This window comes from Amycolatopsis sp. NPDC028719, assembly GCF_055565395.1.
In genome coordinates, this window is the sequence record NZ_JBVHUL010000001.1 from 259,987 (window position 1) to 283,981 (window position 23,995).

Annotated in this window: 17 protein-coding genes; 4 read left to right on the forward strand and 13 right to left on the reverse strand. The window is 71.3% G+C overall.

The window, feature by feature from the left end; all coding sequences use genetic code 11:
• Window positions 1-2: 2 nt before the first annotated feature.
• The 7 genes from ACZ4TR_RS01265 to ACZ4TR_RS01295 all read right to left on the reverse strand — a co-directional run bounded on the left by ACZ4TR_RS01265 (window position 3) and on the right by ACZ4TR_RS01295 (window position 13,729).
• Window positions 3-2,246, reverse strand: coding sequence for an ADP-ribosylglycohydrolase family protein (locus tag ACZ4TR_RS01265; protein WP_465285262.1), 2,244 nt, complete (start codon window positions 2,244-2,246; stop codon window positions 3-5).
• Complete coding sequence (locus tag ACZ4TR_RS01270) at window positions 2,247-3,662, reverse strand: TNT domain-containing protein (RefSeq protein WP_465285263.1); 1,416 nt, start codon at window positions 3,660-3,662, stop codon at window positions 2,247-2,249.
• The gene (locus tag ACZ4TR_RS01275; protein ID WP_465285264.1) at window positions 3,659-4,093 is read right to left on the reverse strand and encodes a hypothetical protein; all 435 of its coding nucleotides are present in this window, start codon (window positions 4,091-4,093) and stop codon (window positions 3,659-3,661) included. The genes ACZ4TR_RS01270 and ACZ4TR_RS01275 overlap by 4 nt, the downstream gene beginning before the upstream one ends.
• Window positions 4,094-11,425 (reverse strand): WXG100-like domain-containing protein, encoded by a 7,332-nt coding sequence (locus ACZ4TR_RS01280; protein WP_465285265.1) that lies wholly within the window; start codon window positions 11,423-11,425, stop codon window positions 4,094-4,096. It abuts the gene before it with no gap.
• Window positions 11,426-11,434: 9 nt separating this feature from the next.
• Complete coding sequence (locus ACZ4TR_RS01285; protein ID WP_364510034.1) at window positions 11,435-11,758, reverse strand: WXG100 family type VII secretion target; 324 nt, start codon at window positions 11,756-11,758, stop codon at window positions 11,435-11,437.
• Complete coding sequence (locus ACZ4TR_RS01290) at window positions 11,758-12,345, reverse strand: YbaB/EbfC family nucleoid-associated protein (protein ID WP_465285266.1); 588 nt, start codon at window positions 12,343-12,345, stop codon at window positions 11,758-11,760. Before ACZ4TR_RS01290 ends, ACZ4TR_RS01285 begins: the two co-directional genes overlap by 1 nt.
• A 91-nt stretch (window positions 12,346-12,436) precedes the next feature.
• The gene (locus tag ACZ4TR_RS01295) at window positions 12,437-13,729 is read right to left on the reverse strand and encodes an MFS transporter (RefSeq protein WP_465285267.1); all 1,293 of its coding nucleotides are present in this window, start codon (window positions 13,727-13,729) and stop codon (window positions 12,437-12,439) included.
• A 295-nt stretch (window positions 13,730-14,024) separates the two neighbouring features.
• Here ACZ4TR_RS01295 and ACZ4TR_RS01300 point away from each other — a divergent pair, with 295 nt between their 5' ends.
• Entirely contained in the window at window positions 14,025-14,606 is a 582-nt protein-coding gene (locus tag ACZ4TR_RS01300; RefSeq protein ID WP_167379639.1) for a YqgE/AlgH family protein, read from the forward strand.
• Here the strand turns inward: ACZ4TR_RS01300 and ACZ4TR_RS01305 are convergent.
• Entirely contained in the window at window positions 14,603-15,022 is a 420-nt protein-coding gene (locus ACZ4TR_RS01305) for an SdpI family protein (RefSeq protein WP_364510042.1), read from the reverse strand. The two genes, ACZ4TR_RS01300 and ACZ4TR_RS01305, sit on opposite strands and share 4 nt — an antisense overlap.
• 66 nt (window positions 15,023-15,088) lie before the next feature.
• Between ACZ4TR_RS01305 and ACZ4TR_RS01310 the strand changes: the two genes are divergently transcribed.
• The 3 genes from ACZ4TR_RS01310 (at window position 15,089) to ACZ4TR_RS01320 (ending at window position 20,074) form a co-directional block, all read left to right on the forward strand.
• Window positions 15,089-16,249, forward strand: coding sequence for an esterase-like activity of phytase family protein (locus ACZ4TR_RS01310; RefSeq protein ID WP_465285268.1), 1,161 nt, complete (start codon window positions 15,089-15,091; stop codon window positions 16,247-16,249).
• Between the two features lie 156 nt (window positions 16,250-16,405).
• Window positions 16,406-19,246, forward strand: a complete 2,841-nt coding sequence (gene leuS / locus ACZ4TR_RS01315; RefSeq protein WP_465285269.1) for a leucine--tRNA ligase — start codon at window positions 16,406-16,408, stop codon at window positions 19,244-19,246.
• A 90-nt stretch (window positions 19,247-19,336) separates the two neighbouring features.
• On the forward strand, window positions 19,337-20,074 hold the full coding sequence (locus ACZ4TR_RS01320; RefSeq protein ID WP_465285270.1) for a 3-oxoacyl-ACP reductase family protein: 738 nt from the start codon (window positions 19,337-19,339) through the stop codon (window positions 20,072-20,074).
• On the opposite strand, the gene ACZ4TR_RS01325 is transcribed toward ACZ4TR_RS01320, so the two are convergent.
• The 5 genes from ACZ4TR_RS01325 to ACZ4TR_RS01345 all read right to left on the reverse strand — a co-directional run bounded on the left by ACZ4TR_RS01325 (window position 20,071) and on the right by ACZ4TR_RS01345 (window position 23,988).
• The gene (locus ACZ4TR_RS01325) at window positions 20,071-20,808 is read right to left on the reverse strand and encodes a TetR/AcrR family transcriptional regulator (RefSeq protein ID WP_364510053.1); all 738 of its coding nucleotides are present in this window, start codon (window positions 20,806-20,808) and stop codon (window positions 20,071-20,073) included. The two genes, ACZ4TR_RS01320 and ACZ4TR_RS01325, sit on opposite strands and share 4 nt — an antisense overlap.
• 72 nt (window positions 20,809-20,880) lie before the next feature.
• Entirely contained in the window at window positions 20,881-21,465 is a 585-nt protein-coding gene (locus ACZ4TR_RS01330) for a DUF3558 domain-containing protein (protein ID WP_465285271.1), read from the reverse strand.
• A gap of 20 nt (window positions 21,466-21,485) precedes the next feature.
• Window positions 21,486-21,797, reverse strand: a complete 312-nt coding sequence (locus ACZ4TR_RS01335; protein ID WP_465285272.1) for a hypothetical protein — start codon at window positions 21,795-21,797, stop codon at window positions 21,486-21,488.
• Between the two features lie 86 nt (window positions 21,798-21,883).
• Complete coding sequence (locus tag ACZ4TR_RS01340) at window positions 21,884-22,621, reverse strand: ESX secretion-associated protein EspG (RefSeq protein ID WP_465285273.1); 738 nt, start codon at window positions 22,619-22,621, stop codon at window positions 21,884-21,886.
• Complete coding sequence (locus ACZ4TR_RS01345; RefSeq protein WP_465285274.1) at window positions 22,618-23,988, reverse strand: hypothetical protein; 1,371 nt, start codon at window positions 23,986-23,988, stop codon at window positions 22,618-22,620. Before ACZ4TR_RS01345 ends, ACZ4TR_RS01340 begins: the two co-directional genes overlap by 4 nt.
• Between the last annotated feature and the right edge of the window lie 7 nt (window positions 23,989-23,995).

Here is a 23,995-nt window from a genome sequence, read left to right on the forward strand (position 1 = left end):
CGTCAATGCCGCGGGTACCGCTCGATCCACTCGTCGCCGAGCGCGCTCAGCGCCGAGTGCCGGTCGAAGTGCCAGTAGGCGTCCGAAGCGACGTTCTCGACGAGGTAGCGCAGCTCCAGCTGGTCGACCCACTTCTGCGGCAGGCCGGGGATGCCGGTGCGCGCGCCGAGCAGGGCGCCGGCGATCGCGCCCGTGAGGGCGCTGCGGCCGGAGTGGTTGATGGCCCGCAGCAGCGCCTGCTCCGGGTAGTTCTCGAAGCCGGACAACGCGGCGAAGGCGCGTCCGAGGACCGAGAGCGTCGTCTTGCCGTCGCCGATCAGCTCGGGCATCCGCAGGTCGGGCAGTCCGTGCTCACCGAAGAACGGCACCGACTCGGCGACCATGTCCTTGATCGCCGTCCACTCCGCACCCTGCTGGTACTGGTTGTCCGGGTTGAGCACCTCGCGGCTGAGGTTCCAGATCGGGAAGCTGAACGCGTCCTTGGTCAGCGCGTGCTCGAACAGCCAGGTCAGGTAGGTCGCGGCGGCCAGGTCGGGCTCGGTCGGGTGCGTGACGCCGGCCAGGTCGCGCACCGCCTGGCGCGCACCGCCGCTCAGCCCGCTGCCGGGCCCGGCCATGGTCAGCGCGGCGGGCAGCGCCGGGATCAGCGCGGCCGGGCCGCTCATCGGCGGCGCGCCTCCGGCCTCGGTCGCGAGCTGGTGGTAGGAGTTCAGCTCGACGTCGTCGGCGTCGCGGCGGGCGTGCAGGTCGGCGACCTGGACGAGCCAGCCGTCCGCGTTCTCCATCGGCGCGCCCTGCGTACGCAGCCAGCGCTGCAGCGCGCCGCGGACGACCCCGGGGAACAGCTGCTCGGCGTCGCGGGACTCCGGCTGCTCGCGGTGCGGGCTGCGGATCGCGGCTTCGGTGTAGAACAGCAGCCGCTGCGTCAGCGAGCCGATCCGGCCCGGCTGGTCGAACGCCGGCACCAGGTCGGTGACGCCCTCGATGCCGAACTTCGCGTGGATGTCGTGGAGCATCATCCGGTCGACGGCCGCGCCGAGGGCCTCGCCGAGCGCGAAGCCGACGTACGCCCCCGTGACGCGCTGCCAGCCGTAGCGGAAGCCGTCGAGGTCGCGCTCGAAGTACTTGCCGAACGTGTCCAGCCGCGGCGTCGCGCGGCCGGCGTTGTCGTACGTCGGCGCCAGGCCGTTCGCGCGCAGGTCGTTGGGCTTGCTGCGCGGCGGCTCGGGCATCTGCAGCCGCTTCAGCCACGACTCGCCGAGCACGGTCTTCGCGCACTCCTCGGCGGTCAGCTCGTACCCGCGCCGCCGGGCCTTCTCGGCCGCGGCCAGCGGCGGCTTGACCGGGTCCGGCAGGCCCATCCGCGCCGCCGTGTCGGCGGCGACGCGGATCAGGTCCTCCTCGGCCTCCGGGCAGCGACCGTGCACGTCGATGCGCGGCTCGTGCCGCGGGAACCGCTGGACGATCCCGGCGAGCTCGCCGCTGGAGACGTCCTCGATGGTCGTCGGGCCGCCGTTGATCACCAGGTTCGGCGGGTGCTCGAACTCGGCCAGCGTCGCGACGTCGACCTTCCACCAGCCGTGCTCGCGCGAGGGCAGGTTCCGCGTCGAGCTGAACACCTTGAGCTCGTTGCGCTCCTCGGCGAAGTAGAACCGGTCGGTCTTGCCGGTCTCCAGGTCGAGCGGGATGAACACCTCGCACCGGATCAGCCCGATGAGCAGCAGCTCCCGCGTCAGCCAGCCCACGCTGGCGAATGACAGCAGCGTCTCGAGGGTGTTCTCCGGCTTCGGGTAACCGCGGCGGATCGGGCCCGCCTTGTACTCGGGGTTCTCGCGCTCTTCGCCGGTCTGGTTGCCGTCGGCGTCGACCTTCACCCAGCCCGCGACGGCCTGCAGCGGTACGCCCAGCTCACCGAGCCCGGCCTTCACGTACTCGGGGTCGACGACCTCGCGCCAGTTCTCCTGGCCGGGGAACGCCACCGGCACCGACAGCCCGCCGGGGTGCGGATGCGCCTGCCGCAGCTCGCCGTCCGGTTCGCGGACCACGACCGACGGCGGCGGGAAGATCTCCTTCTCCGGCCGTCCCTCGTCGAGGAACGCGATGGTGTTGTAGGGCACCGACCAGCCCTCGGGGATGCGCAGCACCTTCCCGGTGTCCACCCGGAGCCCGGCGGGACCGGAGACGTCCGGCCCGTGCACCGCGCGTAGCCACTGGCCGACCTTGGCAATCGCTTCCGCCGCTTCCACCTACTCGATCCTCTCCAGGCTTCCGTCGGACTCGTGCTCGGCGATCGTCTTCGGCAGCACGAAGGCCACCGCGCCACCCGGTAGGTTCGCCCACGGAACCGTGATGCCGGTGATCACGTGCAGAGGGCGTCTCAGCCGGTAGCTCCGCCGTTGCCGCTCACGTTCGAGCGGCAGCGACGTCGTGGCGAACCGTACCTCGCCGTGGTGAACGAGATTGCCGGGTTCCTCGCCGAAGCGCAGGACGACCGTACCCGCCACCAGCCGGGTGATGCGCTTGTTGCGGAGCAGGGTGAGGGGAGGCTCACCCGGAGCCGGGTGGACCGGCCAGTCGTCGAGCTCCTTGGCGGTTTCCAAGGGCGTTTCGTGCCCGGCGGTCATCCGGGCGGGGTGCAGCAGCAACGCCCCGAGCAGCTGCTGGGCGGCGTCCTCGAGCCGTTCGAAGTACTTCGGCTCGCGGGGATCGCCGCCGGCGTAGGCGGCGACTTCCCAGCCTTCGGGAGTGAAGTTAAGGCACCACGTGCCGTCGGCCCGGCCGCCGACGCGGTACGCCTCCGGCCAGACGCCGTGCTCGCCGAGCCGCTGGACCAGCACGATCAGCAGCTCCTCGTCACCGAGCCGGGGGTCGGGCGTGGTCTCCAGCTCCGCGGCGACGTCACCACTCGTCTTCTTGACGTCCGCGCGGCTCGGCTTCGGCCGCGGCTCGCCCAGCAGGTCGGCCTCGGCGGTCCGGCGCACCAGCGGCTCCACGTACGGCGGCTGGTAGTGGTGGCGGCGGATGTGCGCGACCAGGTCCGGTTCGGGCGGGATGCCCTCCTCCGCCAGCCGGTCGGCGACCGACGACGGCCAGATCCAGGCGCCGTCGGTGTGGAAGCGCTCGTCGCCGTCTTCGTGGACGACGGCCTCACGCTCGAGGTACTGCAGCACGAGCGGCACCTCGGTGTCGGTCAGCGGCGGCCGCTCGACGTCCGGGTCGCCGGCGTCGGCGTGCCGGAACACCACGCCGAGCGGCAGCTGGGCGCGCAGCCGCCACCAGTCGGGAATGTGCTCGTCGGCGCGCGGGAACGCGGCGAGCTCCTCCGGGTAGGCGGCCGACGGCGGCGCGTCCGTCCACACCGGATCGTCGTCGAGCGCGAAGTCGAAGTCGAAGGTGCCGTCCGGGGTGAGCGTGAACCGCGCCTGCAGCCAGGTGCCGCGGTCCTCGGTGTACATCCCCTTGCGGAGTTCGGCGAACAGTTCGGCGACGGCGTCGGACGTTGTCGCGTTGTGACCCTGGACCTCCGAGTGCGTCCCGACCTGCCGGAAGTCGACGGCGGCCGGCCCGGCGGCGTCGATCCGGAGCTCGCGGACGAGCTTTCCCAGCTGCACCAACAGGGTGCGCTGGTCTTCGGGCGAGAGTCGATGTTCCACGTGAATCATCGCGCCAGCACCGAGGAGAAGGTGAAGGTCGGGGCCTCGCCGGCGTCGCGGCGGGCGAACTCGTCCTCCCACATCTTGAAGGTGCGCCGGTACAGCGATGCGATCAAGGCGCGTTCCTCCTTGGTGATCTTGCGGTTCTCCTCTTCCACTGCGGCCCAGATTGCGTCGATGGTCTGGTAGAGCGCGAAGATCGGCCCGTCCCCGCGGAGGTAGTTGTGCCGCTCCTCCTCGGTCCGGCGCACGAACCGCTCCCGGTCCAGGCTCCGGATGTCCGGCCCGTGGTCGAACAGCACGTCGACGACGTGCTCGTTGTCTTCGTCGAACCGGCCGGTCTTCCAGTTGAGGATCCGGCCGGTAAGCCCGCCGTCGGGCGTGCTGTCGACCATGAACGCGTGGTCGTAGTACTCGAAGTAGGACGGCGTCTGGACCATCTAAAGACTCCCCTGCAGCGCGTCCCAGAACAGTTCCCGTTCGCGCTTGATCAGCCCGTCGATCAGGACCTGTTCCTCGTCGGTGTGTGGCCGGTCTTCGGCCTTCTTGAGCGCTTTGAGGTCACGTCGCACCTCGTACAGCGAGTGCTCGTACGCCGAGACATCGTCCAGCGCCTTGAGGTGGAGGCGCAGCTCGGCGACGTGCCCGTCGATGCGCACGCTCATCTGCAGGTCGCGGTAGCCCGCCGGCGCCGGGTTCGCGAAGCGGTCGTCGAAGGCGACGATCTCCAGGTCCGGGTGCTCCGCGATCCGCGCCAACGCGGCGTAGGCGTCCTGCACGCGCTCGAACTGGATCATCGCGCCCGCGAGGTCGACCAGCCGTGACGCGTCTCCGTTGTAGTTCGTGTTGATCTTGTCCATCGCGCGGCCTTCGGACTTCGGCCCGGGGCGGAACCCGGCGTGGCCGCCGGTCTCGTCGGCCAGCGGCGGCAGGATCTCCTTCAGCTTGAGATCGGCCCGAGCCGCTTCCCGGTAGCGCTCGGCCAGGTACTCCCGCGTGTACGCCTCGTCCCCGAGCTTGCTCTGGTCGAACGGCGCCTGTTTGCGGTGCGCGTTCGGGTGCTCCGCCGCCTGGTCGATCACCTCTCGCGACACCTCGGCCTGGTCCGGGGTGAGCGGGGTCGGGTCGGCGTCCGGGCCCACCGGCTCGGCGTCCGGGTCCGGGTGGTGCACCTCGTGCACGGCGTCGGCGAGGATCGGGATGGCCTCGTCGTGCACCAGCAGGCTCGCGATCGTCTCCGGCTTGCGCAGCAGCGACCGCGTCAGGAACTCGTTGGCCGGGTCGTGGAGGAGTTCGACCAGCTCCGGGTGCTCGGCCAGCCGCGTCCGGACGAACTCGCCGACCGGCCCGAGGTTCTGCGGGTTCCCCTCGTGGTCCTTGACGACGAGGTCGGTGGTGGCGCCGGCCAGGGCTTCGGCGACGCGCGGCTCGGCGAGGAGGTCGTCGAGCCGGGACCGCGGGGCGCCGCCGTAGCCGCCGTGCTCCGGCGTCGCGTCGTGCCCGGTCTGGACGTGCGCCTCGTCCGGCGTGCCGACGTGCATCAGCTTGATGCCCTTCGGCGGCTGCGGCAGGTGCATGAGGTCGCCGGACTGCGGGTCGATGAACGCGACCCCGTCGCGGGTGTGCACGACCATCGCGACGTGCCCGTACTCGACGCCGTTCGGGCCCTCGTACTTCACCGCGACCACGGCGTGGTGGTCGAGCGGCTGGTCCCGCATCTCGCGGATGACGTCGTCGTAGCTGCCGCGCTCCGAGAACGTCTCACCGAACCGGCCCTCGAGGTGCTCGAGCGTGCCGCGGGTGCCCATCTCGTGGAAGAGGAGCGGCTCGGCCGTCATGTCCCCGCCGCGCAGCCGGTCCATGTACGCCTCGGGCGCGCGCGTGCAGTTGGACATGTACCCGTTCTCCAGCGCACCCGGCTGGTGGAAGCCGGGGTTGACCTCGCGCAGGTGCGGGTGCCGGTCCTGGACGTAGGCCGCGCGCTCCGCCGGCGTCGCCGCGCCGGCGTGGATGGCCGGCTCGGCCGGCGGGTTCGTCGCGCGCGCCAGGCTCGAGTAGTCCGCCGGCGATCCGGGGACGTGCGGCGCTTCGGCCGGCCCATCGAGGACGTCGCTGACCTTCGACGGCTCCTGGTGGAGCTGTTCGGGCTCGCCGAAGCCGCCGAGGCGTTCCATGAGGGCGGCCTGCTTGCGCCGTTCGAACTCGGCGGCGTTGTGGTCGTTCTCGGCGCGGCGCTCGGCCATCTTCTGCTGCGCGGCCTCGGGGTCGAGGTAGCGCGGGTGGCCCGGGCCGATCTCCTCGGCCTCGATGACCCACTTGCGGCGGCCCTCGGGCGTGATCTCCAGCCGTCGCTCGTGCACCAGCAGCTGCGTGCCCGGCGGCGACAGCGACTCGCGCTCGGACGGGTTTTCGGCGAGCTTCGAGATGTCGCGGAGGTTGTCCGAGCGGACGTGCAGCTCGACGTCGTCGCCGAACTTGCTCGTCGAGAACTCGCTGGTCTTGATGGACGCACTGGAGAAGGACGGCTCGACGACCACCGCGCCCGGCTCGTACGGCCCGGCGACGAGCTCGGCCAGCCGCGGGTCGCCGCCGACGTCGTAGGCGCGGATGGTCTCGCCGGACGTGCGCGGGACCTGGTTGAGGCCGTCGGTGATGGCGCGGGCGTTCGCCTGCGCGAGGTCGAAGCCGGGGTGGCCCGGGCCGCGGCGCAGGGCCTCGTTGACGTCGTAGGCGTACTCGCCGCGGGTGTAGCCGTGGACCGCGACGGCGGCGTCGTCGGTCAGGGGCAGGCCGGCGGCGTCCCGGCGGGCGAGCGCGCGGTCGTGGATCTCCTGGTAGATGCGCTCGTCGCCGACCGCGCGGCGGATGCTCTCGTGGTCGGCCGGCGTCCCGCGGTGGTCGTCGTCGAAGAGGTAGCCCTCGTCGTGCGGGAGCCGTTCGGCCGGCGGGCTGAGGCGGTCGGCGATGGTCGGGGTTTCGTACTGGATTTCGTGCTGGGTTTCGTGCCGGCCGAGGGGCAGTTCGCGGATCCCGGTGGCGTCGTGCGGCAGCTCGGCGAGCCGTCCGGTGACGGGATCGGCGAACAGGACCCCGTGCTCGGTGTGCACGGCGGCGACCAGCCGTTCGTCGCCGGCGTGCTCGAAGGCGACGGCGGACCGCGCGCCGACGGGACGTTCCCCGAGATCGCGCGCGACGTCGTCGAAGCTGCCGCGGCCGCTCCACGGCCCGCTTAGGGTTTCGCCCCGGGCGGGCCCGGCAACGACGTCCTCGCCGTGCATCCGCCGGTCGAAAGCGGTCATCGACTCGGCGGCGTTGGCCCGGTAGCCGTGCTCGCCCGGGCTGTAGTGGTTGCGGGTGTTGACGGCGGCGAGTTCGGGAACGGCGTCGCGCACGAGCCGCGCGTGCTGCTGCGGCGTCTCGACGGACCCGGCGTGGAGTACGGGCGGACCACCCGGCGTCAAGGGTTCGGCGAGCCGCGACCAGCCACCTTCGGGCGCGTCAGTGGCGGGCACACGCTTCTCGGCGGGCGGCGGGGGTGCGTCGTCCCCGCCGAGCAGCTTGAACAGGTCCCCGGACGGCTTGAGGTGCGGGTACTCGGCGTAGAACTGCGCGTCCTTCTCGGCCTCTTCCCGCTCGAAGCGCTCTTCGTCGGCACGCTCGGCGGCACGACGATCGTCGATCGCCTCCCGCGTGTCAGCGCGGTACCGCGGATCCCCCGGCGCGATTTCTTCGGCGTGCACGATCCACTGCGGCTGGTCCCGGGCGCCGGGGCGGTTCTCGAAGTCGGGGTGCTGAGGGTGCCCCGGGCCCATCTCGACCCCGGTGATCTCGAACTGCGACCCGGCCTTGAAGAGCACCTCACGCTCGCGCCCGATGCTGGCCATGGACTCGACGTCCCGGCCGGTCTTGGACTCGATCCGCATCTCGACCTCACCGGCGAAGGTGCTGCGCGGATGCTCCGCGTCGACCTTCGACGAGCTGAGGAAGGAGGGCTCGGTGATGTGCGCGCCCTCGTGGAAGCGTCCGAGGAAGGCTTGGAGCCGCGAAGGATCGCCGTGGAAGTCGACCCGCCTGGAGACGGTGCCGACGTGCGGAGGCAGCTCGTTGAGCCCGGAGACGAGCGCCCCGGCTTGCGGGGCGAGGTCGACGAGTTCGGGACCGCCGAACCGGAGAGCCCGGTTGAGCGGCCCGACCATCTCCTGCCGCGTGTAGGCGTGCACGGCGAAGGCACCGTCGTCGGACATGCCGGGGTGGAACTGGTCCCGCTTGGCGAGGGCCTCCCGGTGAACCTGTTCGTGCCGCCATTCACCGGTCGACGGGCTTTGCCGCCCGGAGTCCAGGAAGGTGTCCTCGATCCGCGTGATCCCGGCGGGGTCTTGGGTGCGGAATGCCGGATCTTCGAGGTAGGGCTCGTCGGCCTGATGGTCATCGGAGCGGGGCGGCGGCTGCTCGGTGTGCGGCGTGCCGTCGGCTTGCTCCGGAGCCGGGTGCTGCGGCTCGGAGGTCTGCTCGGCACCGGGTTGTTGTTCCGGCCGTTCCTGCGCGTGCTCTGCCGACCGTTCGGCCGCGGTCGGCTCATGCTCGCCAGCCCGCTCCGCGGCGTGCGCTTGCTGCTCGCCCGGCCGCTCGTGCGCGGCAGCCTGCCCGCCCGTGGGCGGTTGCTCCGCCGGGCGCGCTTGCTCGCCGGCCGGCCGGTTCTGCGGCTGCCCGGTCGCGGGTGGCTGCTGTTCGACCGGCCGCTCCTGAACCGGGGCGTGCTCGGCCACGGGCACGTTCGGCTCCGCCGGCCTGGCGGCTGGCGGCTCGGGCGTCCGCGGCTGGTCGAAGGGACCCTGCGGACCACGGGGCAGGTGCTCCTGCGGCGGACCGAACCGTGGCGGCGGAACCTGCGGCGGCCCCATCGGGCGCGGCGGACCCAGCCGCGGGTCGTGCGGCGGCATCGGCGGCCGGCCACTCGGCGGCATCGGTGGCCGTCCGCCCGGATGCGGCCCGGGCCCCTGCGGTCCGCGCGGCTGGTTCGGATACCCCGCGGGACGCTGCCCGCCAGGCATCCCCGGATGCGGCGGCCCACCCGGCGGTCCCACCGGCGGCCGCGGCGGCATCCGGCGCGGATCGTTCGGCGGCAGCCCACCCTGCGGCTGCCCCCGGTGCGAGGACATCGGCGGCTGCCCACCCTGCGGTGGCTGCCCACCACGCTGCGGCGGCCCACCGTGCGGCGGCCCGCTGGGCGGCTGCCCACCGTGCGGCGGTCCGCCGGGCGGCTGCCCACCGTGCGGCGGCTGTCCGGCAGGTGGCAGTGGTCCACCCTGCGGCGGTTGCCCGCTCAACGGCGCCTGGCTTCCCGGCGGCCGCTGGCCACCGGGAAGCGGCTGTCCACCGTGCGGCGCCTGAGCGCTCGAGGGTTGTCCGCCGTGCGGTTGTCCACCCTGCGGCGCTTGGCTGCCGTGTGGCTGCCCGCCGTGCGGTGCCTGGCCGTTTTGAGGGTGTCCGCCGTGCGGTTGTCCGCCCTGCGGCGCTTGGCTGCCGTGCGGCTGCCCGCCGTGCGGTGCCTGGCTGCCCTGCGTTTGTCCGCCGTGCTGCGCATGAGTGCCCAGGGGTTGCCCGCCGTGGGGTGCTTGGCCGTCGCGTGGTTGTCCGCCCTGCGGCTGGCCACCTTGTGGCGGCCGCCCACTCGACGGCACCGGCGGTTGCCCGCGCATCGGCTGTCCCGGTGGCACCCTGCGCGGGTCCTGCGGCGGCATCCGTCGCTGTTGCTCGTGCGGTAGCTGACCGCCGCGCGGAGGCGGCGGGCTCTGTGGTGCCGGGCCGCCTGGGCGCGAACCTGGGCCGCCCGCATGGGCTGGACCGCCACCGGCCGGCATTCCGCCCGGTGGGGGTGGCGTGAATCCGCCCTGGGACGGGACCTGCTGCGGCGACGGTCCCTGGTGGAAGGGCGCCGTTCCCCCGTCGGCCGCGAACGGCTGGTTCGTGCCGCCGGTGAAGCCGGCCGCTCCGACGTTGTCCTGGGGGCGGCCGCCGGCCTGACGCCCCGGTTCCGGGGCGGCTCCCGGTGGGGCCATGCCGTAGCCGCCGTTCGACGGGGCCCCCGCCGAACTTGGCGACCCGCCGTGCGACGAGACCGGCGCCGGCGCCGAACCACCCGGTGACGGCGCTGCCCCGCCCGCGGCCGGTGCCGACCCGCCCGAGGACGGTGCTGACCCCCCTACGGACGGCGCTGCCCCGCCCGCGGCCGGTGCCGACCCACCCGAGGACGGCGCCGACCCGCCCGAGGACGGCGGCACCCCACCCGCCGAAGGCGCGGCTCCGCCCACCGGCTGGCTCGGCGCCGGGGCCGCGGCCTGCTGCTGAGGTGCCGGACCGTCCGCGGTCCGTGCTTCGGCCTGCTGCTGAGGCGCCGAACTGTCGGCCGCCGCCCTTACCTCGGGTTGCTGCGGACGTTCTGCCTGCTGGACGTGGTCGGCACTCGGACGCGGCCCATCGGACTGCTGAGGCTCGTCCCCCGTGTGCCGCGGCTCGACGGTCTGGCGTTCCGGTGCCCTGTCCACGCGTTGCTCGGGCTCACGGCGGGTCTCCGGCTCGGACGACGCCTCTCGCCGCGGCTCTTCCCCACGCGACTCCGGTCCCGACGACGGCTCCTCGCCACGCGACTCCGGCTCGGACGACGCCTCCCGCCGCGACTCGCGCTCGCCCTGTGACTCAGGCTCGCTCCGCGATCCGGGCTCAGACGATGGCTCCCGCGAAGGACTCTCACCCCGCGACTCAGGCTCACCGGAGTCCCCATGACCGGACCCACCGGCATCCCCCGGAATGTTCGCCTGGTGAACCGAGTGCATCTGCTCCTTGGCGCCCCCGACCGCACCCCCCACCGCCCCACTGGAAGCCCCGGTCAGCAACTGCTCCGGCGTCAACGACCCCAAATCCCCGGTGACCGCCGCCTGCCCGACGGTCTGCGCGACCCCCTCGACCGCCCCCCGAGCCCCGGCCCGCATGGCCGCGTCCGCGACCTGACCGCCGGCGGAGTGCGAAAGCCCCTCCGTAGCCCCACGGCCAATCGACCCGGAAGCCGCCCCGACCACGCCGCCGACCGCACCCGAAATCGCCGCGTCCGAGGTCTTCGACCAGTCCCAGCTCTGGCGATCGCCCTTCGCCATCTGCAGACCCTGGATGCCCGCGTCCATCCCCAGGTTGATGGCCTCGTTCTTGAGGACCTCCATGCCGATCTTCTTGAGACCCTGCTTGAGCAGCTTCTCCAGCAGCTCCTTCGCGACCTGCTTGAACCCCTGCTGCGCCAGCTTCTCGAGCAGCTGCCGGAACAGCATCTGCACGGTCATCCGCGTCGCGATCTGGGCCGGCGCGATGCCCGCCGTCGAGCCGCCGAACGTCACCGCCGCCGCCGCGATCATCGCCGCGATCTGCGCCGCCAGCACGATCAGCGAGATGATGATCATGTACTTCGTGTACTCGACGTCCAGCGCCGTCTGGTCGCACGAATCCCCGAGGGCCTTCGTCGCGTCGGCCAGCTGCTTGAAGTACGCCTCGTCGCCCTCGACGAACTTCTTCCACTGCTCCACGAACGCGTCGGCGCCGTCGCCGGTCCAGTTGTCGCGAATGCCGGACGCCGCCTGGTTACCGGCCTCCGATGCCGGGGCGATCGCCGACGACGCCGTGTGCCACGCGTCGCGCAGGGCGCGCAGCTTGGTCTCGTCGCCTTCGGGCCAGCTCTCGCCGACGACGATCGGCAGCAGCCACTTGACCGCGTCGGGCATCTCCATACCCACGGGTCATTGCCCCTTGCCGAGCTGCGAAGTCACGTCTTCGTCGGCGCCCGAAAGTGCCTTCATCGACTTGGCGACGTTCTGCTGCATCCCGCGCAACCCCTGCACGAGGTTGGCGAAGCCTTCGACGGCGCCTTGCGAACCAGGCACGTAGTCCTTCGCGAACTCCTTGCCGGAGTCGTCGTCACCCCAGCACGCGCCCTGCGCGTCGAGGGCGCCCTGCAACGTCTTCAGCGCGCTGTCCAACCCGTCCGCCGCCGTGACCAGGCCGTTCGACGCGCGCAGGACGGCGTCGGGTTCCGCGGTGAACCCGGAGCCCCCTCCGGGCATCAGTCGCCCCTCGTCATCCAGGACGACGGTGGCTCCTCGTCCTCGTCACGCGGCGGGCGGACGCGCTTCGGAGCGGGCTTGGGCGCGGGCATCGGCGGCGGCACGGCCTCGTTGCGCAGGATCGAGCCACCCTCCTCGTAGGAGGGCTGCGGCGCCGGAGCTTCTTCCTCGACGAACTCGGGGATCTGCGGCACCAGCCCGGCCAGCGACGGCGCGCCCTCGACGAGGTCCGCGAGGTCGGGCAGCCCCTCGGTGATCGGCGCCATGAGGTCCGCGATCTTCTGCTTGACCTGCAGCGATCCCTGACGCACCACCGTCTGGACGGTGTTCGCGAGCTGCGCGGGCGTCGTGCGTTCGAACGCGTTCGGCGCGAACTCGAGCTTCGCGAGGTTGCCGCCGGCGTCGATCGTGGCGCGGACCAGGCCGTCGGGGGAGTTCACCTGGGCGGTGGTCTCGGCCGCCGCGGCCTGGGCGTCCCGCAGCTGTGCGGTTTGCCGCTCGAAGTTCTCCAGGAGGGTGTCCATCTGGTCCTTCATCGCGGCGTTGCGTGCTTCGAGCCGTGCACGGTCGTCGCCCGCGGTGGTCACAGGTGCCCCCGGTGTCCCTCGAACCTACTAATGACTTGCCGTCACCCTAATGCCAATGGAGCAGTGGCCGTGACCGGTTCGGGTGTTTGCCTCAGCGAATCGCGCGCCGCCGCGCCAGCGCGTACCCGGCTCCGCCGACCAGGTAGCAGACGGTCGCGGCGATGAGCAGGCCCGGCGAGTGGCCGTCGTCCGGCACGACCAGCGCGGCCAGCGAAACCGCCGCGACCTGCGTGATGTTGAAGAGCGTGTCGTACAGCGCGAACACCCGGCCGCGGGCTTCGTCGGCGACGTCGAGCTGGATCGACGAGTCGACGCAGAGCTTGAGCACCTGCCCCGCACCGGTGATGACGAACGACGCGAGCAGCGCCAGCGGCAACACCATCGGCAGGCCCAGCGCGGACTGCGCGATCGCCGCGAGGACCAGCGAACCGAGCACCGCGCGCAGGCGGCCGAGCTTCCGGATCAGCCGCGCGGTCAGCAACCCGGCGATGAGGATCCCGGCCCCGGCGAGCGCGGCCATCTGCCCGAGCCCGGGCAAACCGGCGCGGAAGATCCCGTGGTCGGTGAAGTAGTTGCGCATCAGCAGCACGGTGACCAGCAGCGACACCCCGAACGACGCCCGGTGCGCGAACAGCGCGAGGAACCCCGCCGTGACGCTCGGCGCGCGCCAGGCGTGCTTCGCGCCGTCGGCCAGCCCGCGCGCGACGGCCAGCAGGGGGTTCGGCGGCTCGTCCACCACCGACGGCCCGAGCACGCCGCGGGCGAAGCCGCGCGCGATGAACGCCGAGACCAGCGTGCCGAGGACGGCGAACGCCGTCGTCTCGGCCGAGCCGAGATCGTTGCTGCCGAAGAGCGCGCGAAGGCCGATCGCGCAGCCGCCGCCGATGACGGCGACCACGGAACCGAGAGTCGTGGCGAAGGCGTTCGCCGTCACGACGCTCTCTTCTTCCACGACGTGCGGCAGCGACGCCGAAAGCCCGGAGCCGATGAAGCGCGAGATGCCTTCCGCGGCCAGTGCCAGCGAAAACAGGCCGATCCCGCCGAACCCGAAGCCGACGGCGGCGGACGCCGAGACGATCGCGAGGCCGCGCAGGAGGTTCGCGAAGATCAGGACTTTCCGGCGGTCCCAGCGATCCAGCAGGGCACCGGCGAACGGACCGACGACGGAGTACGGCAGCAGCAGCGCGGCGAACCCGCCGGCGATGGCCAGCGGATCGGCGGCGCGCTCGGGGTTGAACAGCACGGCACCGGCGAGGCCCGCGCGGAAGACGCCGTCACCCCAGCTCGCGGCGAACCGGGTGAAGAGCAGGCGACGGAAGTCGGGATCTTTGAACAGCTCCCGCGGCCCTCTGCGTGGTGTCGCCGTCCGAGCGCTGATCGTCACGAAGTCAGAGTAGTAGGTGGCCGGCGCACTCAAGGGGTTCCAGGGGCCTCGCCCCTGGAAAACACGCTGGGGGCGCTCCGGCGAAGATGGCGAAGCCATCGAGTAAGAGCGGCCGGCGCACTCAGCCTCGCCTCTCGGCGGCTATGCGCAGTGTGGCTCCTGCCGGACGGTATTCCACAAAGGCGGTTCTTCAGTGAGCCCGGGGGACACGGAGTGCGCCGACCACTGTTTCAAACGAGGCTGGTGAGGCGATTGTTCCCGAGCCGAAGTATTTCGCCGGGCCAGAGGTGAGATCATGGGTCGCGTGCCAGCGGACGCCGAGGTTGAGCCGGGAACGCTCCTGGTCGCCGCCCCCACGATGGTCGACCCGAACTTCAAGCGGACCGTCGTGTTCGTGATCGATCATCGCGACGAAGGCACGCTCGGCGTGGTCCTGAACCGGCCGAGTGACGTCGCCGTGCACGACGTCCTGCCCAACTGGGGCGGGCACGTCGCCGAGCCGCAGGCGGTGTTCGTCGGCGGGCCGGTCGAGAAGAAGACCGCGCTGTGCCTGGCCGCGTTGCGCACCGGTGAGACGGCGGCGAGCGTGCCGGGCGTGATCGCGGTCCGCGGCCCGGTCGCGCTGGTCGACCTGGACACCGACCCCGAGGTGCTGGTGCCGAAGGTCCGCGGCGTGCGCGTGTTCGCCGGGTACGCGGGCTGGGACTCCGGTCAGCTGGCCGGCGAGATCGAGCGCGACGACTGGGTCATCGTGCCCGCGCTCCCGAGCGACATCCTGGCGTCACCGAGCGGCGACCTGTGGAGCCAGGTGCTGCGCCGCCAGGGCATCCCGCTGGCCCTGCTGGCCACCCACCCGGGCGACCTGCAGCGGAATTAGGCTTCTTCCTTCTTGAAGACCCCGCAGCCGCCGGCGCCGCACGCGCAGCCGCTGCAGCCCGCGGGCGCGGCCGGAGCCGGCGCGGGCACGGTCAGCGCAGCCCGGTTGCCGAGCACACCGCCGCCCATGACCAGCACGAGCATGGCGAGCACGCCGGCGAGCGCGGCGGAGACCAGGCCGGCGGTCGTCGGCATCGCGAGCCCGGCCAGCCCGGTGAGCACGGAGATCGCGCCGCCGGCCATGGTCGGCAGCGCCGCGACGCGGTTGGCCAGCTTGAACGCTTCTTCGCTGCGCAACGCGGCCTGCGTGCGCACGCCGGTGCCACCTTCGCGCGTCAAGCGCTCACGGAACCCGAGATACCCACCAAAGCCGACGAGCAGACCCAGCACGACCGGAACCAGCGCGATAGCGAACACGAGGTCAAGGATAAGCGTGACGTCCCGGCAACCTGGCGGATACCCTGACCGACTGTGCTACAGGCCATGTCACCACGCGTACTGCCCACAGTGCTGGCCACTGCCCTGATCGGGGGAATTCTCGCCGCGACGCCGGCGAGCGCCACCGAAAGTCACCAGCGGCCGGTCCGGCTGCTCGGCGAGCAGATCGTCCCCAACTCCCTGGTGTTCCAGGGCACGGTGGTCGGCGGCCTGTCCAGCATCGACTACGACCCCCGGACCGGCGGTTACGCGCTGATCTGCGACGACCGGTCGGCGATCAACCCCGCCCGCTTCTACACGGCGACGTTCCCGGTGTCGGCGAACGGCGTCGGCCCGGTCACCTTCACCGGCACGAAGCCGCTGCTGCGCCCGGACGGCACGCCGTACCCGCCGCTCACGCAGAACGACCCCGCGAAGCCGCAGAACGAGCAGACGATCGACCCCGAGGAGCTGCGCGTCGACCCGTGGACCGGGGACTACTACTGGTCGCAGGAGGGCGAGCGCACCGCGACGACGTTGATCGACCCGTCGATCCGCGAAGCGCGCCGCGACGGAAAATACGTCCGCGACCTGCCGATCCCCGCGAACGAGAAGATGACGCCGACAGCCGGTCCGCGGCAGAACCTCGTGCTCGAAGGCCTCACCTTCGCCGCGTTCGGCTCGCTGGTCGCCAGCGAGGTCGAGGGCCCGCTGCTGCAGGACGGCCCCGAGCCGACGACGACCGCCGGCGCGCTCTCGCGGATCACCCTCCAGTCGCGCTTCGGCCCGATCCTGGCGCAGTACGCGTACCCGCAGGAGCCGCTCTTCGCCGCGCCGGTGCCCCCGACGGCGTTCGCCACCACCGGCGTCTCCTCGATGCTCGCCGTCGACCAGGCCGACCCGACGAAGTTCCTCATGATGGAGCGCTCGTTCAGCACCGGCGTCGGCAACAAGGTGCGCGTCTACGAAATCGACACGAAGGGCGCGACGAACGTCCTGAACGTCAAGTCCCTGGCCGACGCGAAGCACGTCAAGCCGGTCAAGAAGCGGTTCCTCTTCGACGCCGCCGACCTCGGCCTGTCCACCGTGGACAACATCGAGGGCATGACCTGGGGCCCGAAGCTCCCGAACGGCGAGCGCAGCTTGATCATCGTCAGCGACAACAACTTCTCGGCCACGCAGGTCACCCAGTTCGTCGCACTGGCGGTCCCCTCGGAACGGCTTTGACCAGCAAGTTACGATGAACCCATGAACACGGCTCGGCTGCTCCTTAGCCTGCCGCGCTGACCGGGCCCGGCCCGGCCGGCGCGGCGACCCCTCATGCCCTGGTGGCTGAGGGGTCGAGTTGTTTCTGGAGTAGCTCGAACTCGGAGGAAGACGGCGATGACCGAGACAACAGGGACCGACGTCCCGGCGCACCGGTACACGGCCGCGCTGGCGGGTCAGATCGAGCAGCGGTGGCAGGACCACTGGGCCGACCAGGGCACCTTCCACGCGCCCAACCCCGTCGGGCCGCTCGCGGTCGAGGGGCAGCCGGTCCCCAGCGACAAGCTGTTCGTCCAGGACATGTTCCCGTACCCGTCGGGCTCCGGCCTGCACGTCGGGCACCCGCTGGGCTTCATCAGCACCGACGTCTTCGCCCGGTACCACCGGATGATCGGGCGCAACGTGCTGCACACGATGGGCTTCGACGCGTTCGGCCTGCCGGCCGAGCAGTACGCGGTCCAGACCGGGCAGCACCCGCGCAAGACCACCGAGGAGAACATCCGGACCTACCTGCGCCAGATCCGGCGCCTGGGCCTGGGCCACGACGAACGCCGTCGCATCTCCACGATCGACCCCGAGTACTACCGCTGGACGCAGTGGATCTTCCTGCGGATCTTCAACTCCTGGTACGACACCGACGCGGGCAAGGCGCGCCCGATCGCCGAGCTGGAGGCCGCGTTCGCCGACGGCTCGCGGCCCACCCCGGACGGCCGTGACTGGGCGTCGCTGAGCGCGTCCGAGCGGAAGAAGGTGATCGACGACCACCGGCTGGTGTACATCTCCGAAGCGCCGGTCAACTGGTGCCCGGGCCTGGGCACCGTGCTGTCGAACGAAGAGGTCACTGCCGACGGCCGCAGCGAGCGCGGCAACTTCCCCGTCTTCCGCCGCAACCTGCGGCAGTGGATGATGCGGATCACCGCGTACGCCGATCGCCTGGTCGACGACCTGGACCTGCTGGACTGGCCGGAGAAGGTCAAGTCCATGCAGCGGAACTGGATCGGCCGCTCGCACGGCGCCCGCGTCACCTTCAAGTCCGGTGACGACGCGATCGAGGTCTTCACGACCCGGCCGGACACCCTGTTCGGCGCCACGTACATGGTGCTGGCGCCGGAACACCCGCTGGTCGACAAGCTGACCGCGGCCGCGTGGGCCGAAGGCGTCGACGAGCGCTGGACCGCCGGCGCGGCGACGCCCGCCGAGGCCATCAAGGAGTACCGCGTCGCGGCGTCGCGGAAGTCCGAGCTGGACCGGCAGGAGAACAAGGAGAAGACCGGCGTCTTCACCGGCGCGTACGCGACGAACCCGGTCAACGACAAGCAGATCCCGATCTTCGTCGCCGACTACGTGCTGATGGGTTACGGCACCGGCGCGATCATGGCCGTCCCCGGCCAGGACGTCCGCGACTGGGAGTTCGCCGAGAAGTTCGGGCTGGACATCATCCGGACCGTGCAGCCGTCGGAAGGCTTCGACGGCAAGGCGTTCACCGGCGACGGCCCGGCGATCAACTCGGGCTTCCTGGACGGCATGGACGTCGCCGAGGCCAAGAAGACGATCATCGACTGGCTGGCCGAGAAGGGCGCCGGCACCGGGACCGTGCAGTACAAGCTGCGCGACTGGCTGTTCTCGCGCCAGCGCTACTGGGGCGAGCCGTTCCCGGTGGTCTACGACGAGGCCGGCGAAGTCCACGCCGTCCCCGAGTCGATGCTGCCGATCGAGCTGCCCGAGGTCGCCGACTACTCGCCGGTGACGTTCGACCCCGAGGACCGCGACTCGATGCCGTCGTCCCCGCTGGCCCGCGCGACCGACTGGGTCGAGGTCGAGCTGGACCTGGGCGACGGCCCGAAGAAGTACCGCCGCGACATCAACACGATGCCGAACTGGGCGGGTTCGTGCTGGTACCAGCTGCGCTACCTGGACCCGACGAACAGCGAGACGTTCTGCGCGCCGGAGAACGAGGCGTACTGGATGGGCCCGCGGCCCGGCGAGCACGGCGCGGACGACACCGGCGGCGTCGACCTGTACATCGGCGGCGTCGAGCACGCGGTGCTGCACCTGCTGTACTCGCGGTTCTGGCACAAGGTGCTGTTCGACCTGGGCCACGTGACGTCCAAGGAGCCGTACCGGAAGCTGTTCAACCAGGGCTACATCGAGGCGTACGCGTACACGGACGCGCGGGGCGTCTACGTCCCGGCCGAGCAGGTCGAGGAGCGCGACGGGAAGTACTTCTTCGACGACGAAGAGGTCACCCGGGAGTACGGCAAGATGGGCAAGAGCCTGAAGAACGTCGTCACGCCGGACGAAATGGCCGAGAACTACGGCGCCGACACGTTCCGGTTCTACGAGATGGCGATGGGCCCGCTGTCCATGTCGCGCCCATGGGCGACCAAGGACGTCGTGGGCGCGCACCGGTTCCTGCAGCGGCTGTGGCGCCTGGTCGTCGACGAGACGACCGGCGAGCTGCGAGTGTCCACTGAGGACGCCACCGAGGCCGACCGGAAGGTGCTGCACAAGACCATCGCCGGCGTCCGCGAGGACTACGCGGAGATGCGCTTCAACACGGCCGGCGCGAAGCTGATCGAGCTGAACAACCACGTCACCAAGGTGTACGGCGCGGCCGCGTCGACGCCGCGCGAGCTGGCCGAGCCGCTGGTGCTGATGCTGGCGCCGCTGGCCCCGCACCTGGCGGAGGAGCTGTGGCACCGCCTGGGCCACGTGGACTCGCTGGTGCAGGGCCCGTTCCCGGTCGTGGACGAGAAGTACCTGGTGGAGGACTCCGTCGAGTACCCGATCCAGGTCAACGGCAAGGTCCGCTCCCGGGTGACGGTCGCGGCGTCCGCGTCGTCGGAGCAGGTCCAGGCGGCGGCACTGGCGGACGAGAAGGTCGCGGCGCTGGTCGGCGGCGGCTCGCCGCGCAAGGTGATCGTGGTGCCGGGCCGGCTGGTCAACATCGTCCTGTAGCGCGCTGTCGGAAAGCCGCCGGTGTTCGACGGTCATCCCCGATTTGATTGAACGGTCAAGAAAATCCGTTCGATCGAAGGAGAACCGGGGATGACCCTCGACGGCAAGGTGGCACTGGTGACGGGCGGCAGCCGCGGCATCGGCGCGGCCACGGCACTGCGGCTCGCCGAGGACGGCGCGGACGTCGTGCTGACGTACCAGCACAACGGCGCGCGGGCGGCCGAGGTGGTCGAGCAGATCAAGAACCTCGGCCGTCGCGCGCTGGCGATCCAGGCGGATTCGGCCGACGCCGCCGCGGTGTCGGCGGCGGTTTCGGCTGCTGTCGCGGAGTTCGGCCGGCTGGACGTGCTGGTGAACAACGCGGGCGTCGGCTTCGTCGGCGCCTTCACCGAGACCGCGCTCGAGGACGTCGACCGCGTCCTCGCGGTGAACGTCCGCGGCGTGTTCGCGGCCACGCAGGCCGCGGCCGGCGTCCTGGGTGAGGGCGGCCGCGTGATCACGATCGGCAGCTGCGTGACGGACCGCGTGCCGGGCCCGGGCATGGCGCTGTACGCGACGAGCAAGGCGGCGATGGTGGGCCTGACCAAGGCGCTCGCCCGCGAGCTCGGCCCGCGCGGCATCACGGTGAACCTGGTGCACCCGGGCCCGACGGACACGGACATGAACCCGGCCGACGGCCCGTACGCGGCGGATCAGCGGGCTCTGACGGCGTTCGACCGCTACGGGTCGCCTTCCGAAGTGGCTGCTGCCGTGTCCTACCTGGCTTCGCCGGCCAGCGCTTACGTGACAGCGGCGACGCTGTCCGTGGACGGCGGCCACGCGGCCTAGCCGGAGTAGAGCCCGATCTCCCGGGCGAGGTCGATGAGCATCGCTTCGAACAGAACGTCCGGCTTGGACATCGGGATGGGGTAGTTGCCGAAGACCTCGAGCGTGACGTGCCCGTAGAGCCGGGCCCAGAACTGGATCATCAGGTACGTCACGCCGAGGTCGATCTTCTCCACCGGCACTGCCCGGTCGGACTCGGCGAGCACGGTGACCAGCGACTCCTGGAACGTCTTGAAGTCGTCACGCAGCTCGTCGGGCACCCCACTGGCGGGCGGCAGCACGATGTCGGTCCGCGCGAGCACCCGCCCGGCGGCGGCCAGGAAGATGCGCCCGAAGGGCTCGTCGACCCGGCTCAGCGCGGAGCCCGCGGCGGACCCGACCCCGCCGGTCGGCGACGCGAAGACCAGCGTGAATTCCTTCGTGTGGGTGAGCGCCCACCGCCGGAAGCCCTTGCAGATGGCGAACAGCTGCATGATCCCGTCGTCCGGCAGCTCGGCGATGTCCTGCGCAAGCTCGTCGGCCAGATCGGCGCAGACGTCCAGCCGCAGGTTCTCGACGAGGTCATCCCGCGACTCGTAGTACCGGTAGAGCGCGGGCGCGGTGATCCCCAGCTCCCGCGCGATGGCACGCAAGGTGACCGCCTCCGGCCCCTGCTCGACGAGCAGCTTCCGGGCGGTCCGCCGGATGTCCTGTTCGGTAGCCGCACGCGCGCGACCCCTGCGGGTGGGGTGGCTCATCCGAACAGTCTAGGTGCTTACTACGACAAGTCTTGCATTAACGCGAACTGCGCCGTAACGAAAAGGTGCAGCTCAGGCCCGCGCCTTGAGGTTGGTCAGCACGGTGTCCGCCACTTCCGGAGCAGCATCGAAGCAATCCTTGCCTTCGGCCGCGGACTTGTCGCCGAGCGTCAATCCCGTCGAAAAAGCCAGCTTGTCGGTCACGCCGACGACGATGACGCAGGCGCGCTTGTCATCGGTGTTCGTGTAGGCGACGGCCGGGAATCCTTGGACCGGCTCGAGCGGTTGCCAGCGCGCGGCCTGGGGCTTCACATTCTCGTAAGCCAGCCCGATTCCCTGGTCGGATTCGGTCTGGTAGGCGACCGTGATGCCTGCTCCTGAGCCGGAAGCGCTGCTCCACTGACACATCGGGCCGAGCTCGGTGTCGCTGGGCTTGGCCGGGGTCGGCTGCCCGAGGAAGTGGGTGATCTGGCTGCTCGTGAGGGCGCTGTCGCACGGGCTGCCATCGAGTGCTGTCGCCGGGAGGGGGCTGGCCACGGTAGGTACGTCGCTGTTCGCCGGAGCGGTACTCGAAGGTGCGGTCGTGGTGCTCGCCGGTGCTTTCGGAGTGCCGTCGCACGCGGAGATCAGCAAGCCGCCGGCCACGATCGCGGCCATGGTCGTGGTGGATCGCTTCGTCATTCGAGGGCCCCGCTCGTCTTGTTCGTATCGTCTGCCGCTTGCTGGTCGGCCGCCTCGACTATCCCGAGTGCCTTCTGCAGACGTTTGATCAACTCGGACAGATAGTTGTACTGGTAGTCGAGATGGCCCTGGTAGAAGCGCCCGGTCTCGTTCACGCCGTTCGGACCGAGGACGGCATCGGTGCTGGCCGGCTCCTGAGCGGGCGGTGTCGCCTGCGACAGCACTTGCGCCGCGTCGCGTTGCTGCTGGATCGAAATCCGCAAGTCCTGCGCGTTCTTGAGCATCGCCCGCATCTCGGAGCTGCTCATCGCGAACCCTTGCCCACCAGCAGGTCTCGAAGCCCCGCTCGGCATGTCCGTCGCCCAGAAGTCGACCCCGCTGAAAAACGAGCCCGTCATCGTCCTCCCCCTAACCCGTTCAGGGTCGCGTACAGGACTTCCGTCAGCGCACTCCGGGTCCCCGGCTGAAAGCTGACCATCCGCTCGCGCCCCGGGTACACGTACGTCAGCACCCGCCCGGTCCCGGCCACGTCCACCGCGGTGATCGGCGCGCTGCGAGAACCCCGATTCACGGCGTAGCACTGGTGCAGCCCCGTCCGCCGGGCCGCCATCAGCCGGCGCGCCCAAGGCAGTGGGTCCCGGCCGCGGTCGGCAGTCGGGTCGTCGAGGTCGTACGACTCCTCCCGGCCCGAAAACCGCGCTTCCGGGATCGACACCGGCGAAATCCTTGCCGGCGGCACCGGCGGCAGTACGTCCACCAGCGACTCCGCGATCCGCGACGGCTCCACGTCGTCGATCCGGATCGTGTCGTCCTTCCGGATCAGCCGGAGTGCCTTCGGGCCGTCGGCCGAGACGAGGACCGCGCCCGACTCATCCGCTTCGATGTCACCCAGCCACGCCGTGAACTGGTGGGCGCCCTTCGCCAGGATGCGCAGGATGTCGCGGAACTCCCGAGTCAACGTGCCGCCCGCCGCGAGCCGGAGCGACGCCAGGACGTCGAGGACCTTCTCTTCGAGCCGCTTGCGGGTCTCGTCGCCGAGCCAGAGGTTGTCGGCGCCGAGGACCGCGGGCGGTGGGCCGTGCCGTTCCCACTCCCACGCGGTGAGCAGGGCGGCCTTGGGCAGGAAGATCACAGCCCGATCACCGGGGGCACCGTCCGCTCGTCGGAGCCGCCGAAGACGCTCTCCGGATCCGCCTCCACCAGGTACGACGCCCGCTGGTGCTCCGCGTCCTCCTCCCCCTTGCCGCCCTTGGCGCCGTGGCCCATGCCGCCCATTCCCGGCGAGCCGGGCTTGCCCGACGCGCCGCCGCGGACCCCGCCGGTCGCGCCGGGACGTCCTTCACCCGGGACGCCGGCTCCGGTCGCCGCGCCCGGACCGCGCGCACCGGCGCCGCTCGCGCCGGACGACGAGCCCGGTCCGAACCCGCCACCGCCAGGACCGAAACCGGACCCGAAGCCGGGACCGAACCCGCCGCCGGAACCCGAGCCGGGGCCGAACCCGCCTGGTCCCGCGCCCGGCGGTGGGTAGCCCGGCGGGTACTGCGTCGCCGGGGGCACGTAACTCTGCGCGCGAACGCCGTCGTCCACGCCGACCGTGTGCGAGCCCGGCGGCGTGACCTGCCCTGGCGGTGTGACCTGTCCAGGAGGCGGCGGCGGACCGATCGGAGGATGAACCGCCGGCGGCGGCTGCACCTGCGCACCGATCGACCGGTCGCGGTCGTCGTCACCGCCGGGAGTCCGCTTCCGGGGCGGCGGCTCGACGGGCTTCTTCGGGTCCCGCACCGTGAAGTCGCCGCCGGTGTACCCGCGGAGCTGGCCGTAGTCGATCGTCCGGGCCGCGGTGTTCGAGCTGGATTGCTGCGCGTACGAGCTGTACCGCTCGACGTTCTCGGCGGCTTTCCGGTTGTACTGGTTGATCTTGTCTTCGGTGTCGGTGTCCCAGGGGGTCGCGACGTCCCAGGCGCTCCGCGTCGGCGGCTGGTCGGTGACGTCCGGGTGCAGCGAGTTCTTCATCTGGTGGAACTGGTCGATCTGCGCCTGGGACAGCGTCGAGTTGCGGTCCAGGGTCGTGGATGCCGACACCGCCGACGCGGTCAACGGCTGGAGCCGTTCTCGGGCCGCGTCCGAGGCACCGCCGGTCCACGCGGACTCGAGGCCGGAAGTCAGCTCGCGCGTGCCCTGCTCGAGCTGGCGTTGATAAGTCGACTGGTCGACGCCCGCCTGGTGCACCTTCTGCAGCGACCCGGTGCCCGGCCCGCTCAGCACGGCCTTCACCAGCTGACCCGGCGACAACCCCGCGGCCTGCGGGTTGTCCGCCCCGCTGCCGGTCCGCGAACCGACGTAAGCACCCGCGACCGCGCCGAGCGGCCCGCCCGCGAGCAGGCCGACGCCCGCGCCGGTCAGGACCTTGCCGAGCCCCTCACCACCCGACTGGACGGCGTGCGCGATCTCCGACCCGACGTGCTGGGCAGCGTCGAGCATGTCACCGAACAACCCCACCGAACCG

What these genes read in the sequence shown, in the direction of transcription:
- ACZ4TR_RS01285 (WP_364510034.1), bottom strand. Translation starts at nt 11,758, where the DNA reads ATGCCCGGAGGGGGCTCCGGGTTCACCGCGGAACCCGACGCCGTCCTG.
- ACZ4TR_RS01325 (WP_364510053.1), bottom strand. Translation starts at nt 20,808, where the DNA reads ATGAGCCACCCCACCCGCAGGGGTCGCGCGCGTGCGGCTACCGAACAG.
- ACZ4TR_RS01280 (WP_465285265.1), bottom strand. Translation starts at nt 11,425, where the DNA reads ATGGAGATGCCCGACGCGGTCAAGTGGCTGCTGCCGATCGTCGTCGGC.
- ACZ4TR_RS01330 (WP_465285271.1), bottom strand. Translation starts at nt 21,465, where the DNA reads ATGGCCGCGATCGTGGCCGGCGGCTTGCTGATCTCCGCGTGCGACGGC.
- ACZ4TR_RS01320 (WP_465285270.1), top strand. Translation starts at nt 19,337, where the DNA reads ATGACCCTCGACGGCAAGGTGGCACTGGTGACGGGCGGCAGCCGCGGC.
- ACZ4TR_RS01300 (WP_167379639.1), top strand. Translation starts at nt 14,025, where the DNA reads ATGGGTCGCGTGCCAGCGGACGCCGAGGTTGAGCCGGGAACGCTCCTG.
- ACZ4TR_RS01270 (WP_465285263.1), bottom strand. Translation starts at nt 3,662, where the DNA reads ATGATTCACGTGGAACATCGACTCTCGCCCGAAGACCAGCGCACCCTG.
- ACZ4TR_RS01335 (WP_465285272.1), bottom strand. Translation starts at nt 21,797, where the DNA reads ATGAGCAGCTCCGAGATGCGGGCGATGCTCAAGAACGCGCAGGACTTG.
- leuS (WP_465285269.1), top strand. Translation starts at nt 16,406, where the DNA reads ATGACCGAGACAACAGGGACCGACGTCCCGGCGCACCGGTACACGGCC.
- ACZ4TR_RS01310 (WP_465285268.1), top strand. Translation starts at nt 15,089, where the DNA reads ATGTCACCACGCGTACTGCCCACAGTGCTGGCCACTGCCCTGATCGGG.
- ACZ4TR_RS01275 (WP_465285264.1), bottom strand. Translation starts at nt 4,093, where the DNA reads ATGGTCCAGACGCCGTCCTACTTCGAGTACTACGACCACGCGTTCATG.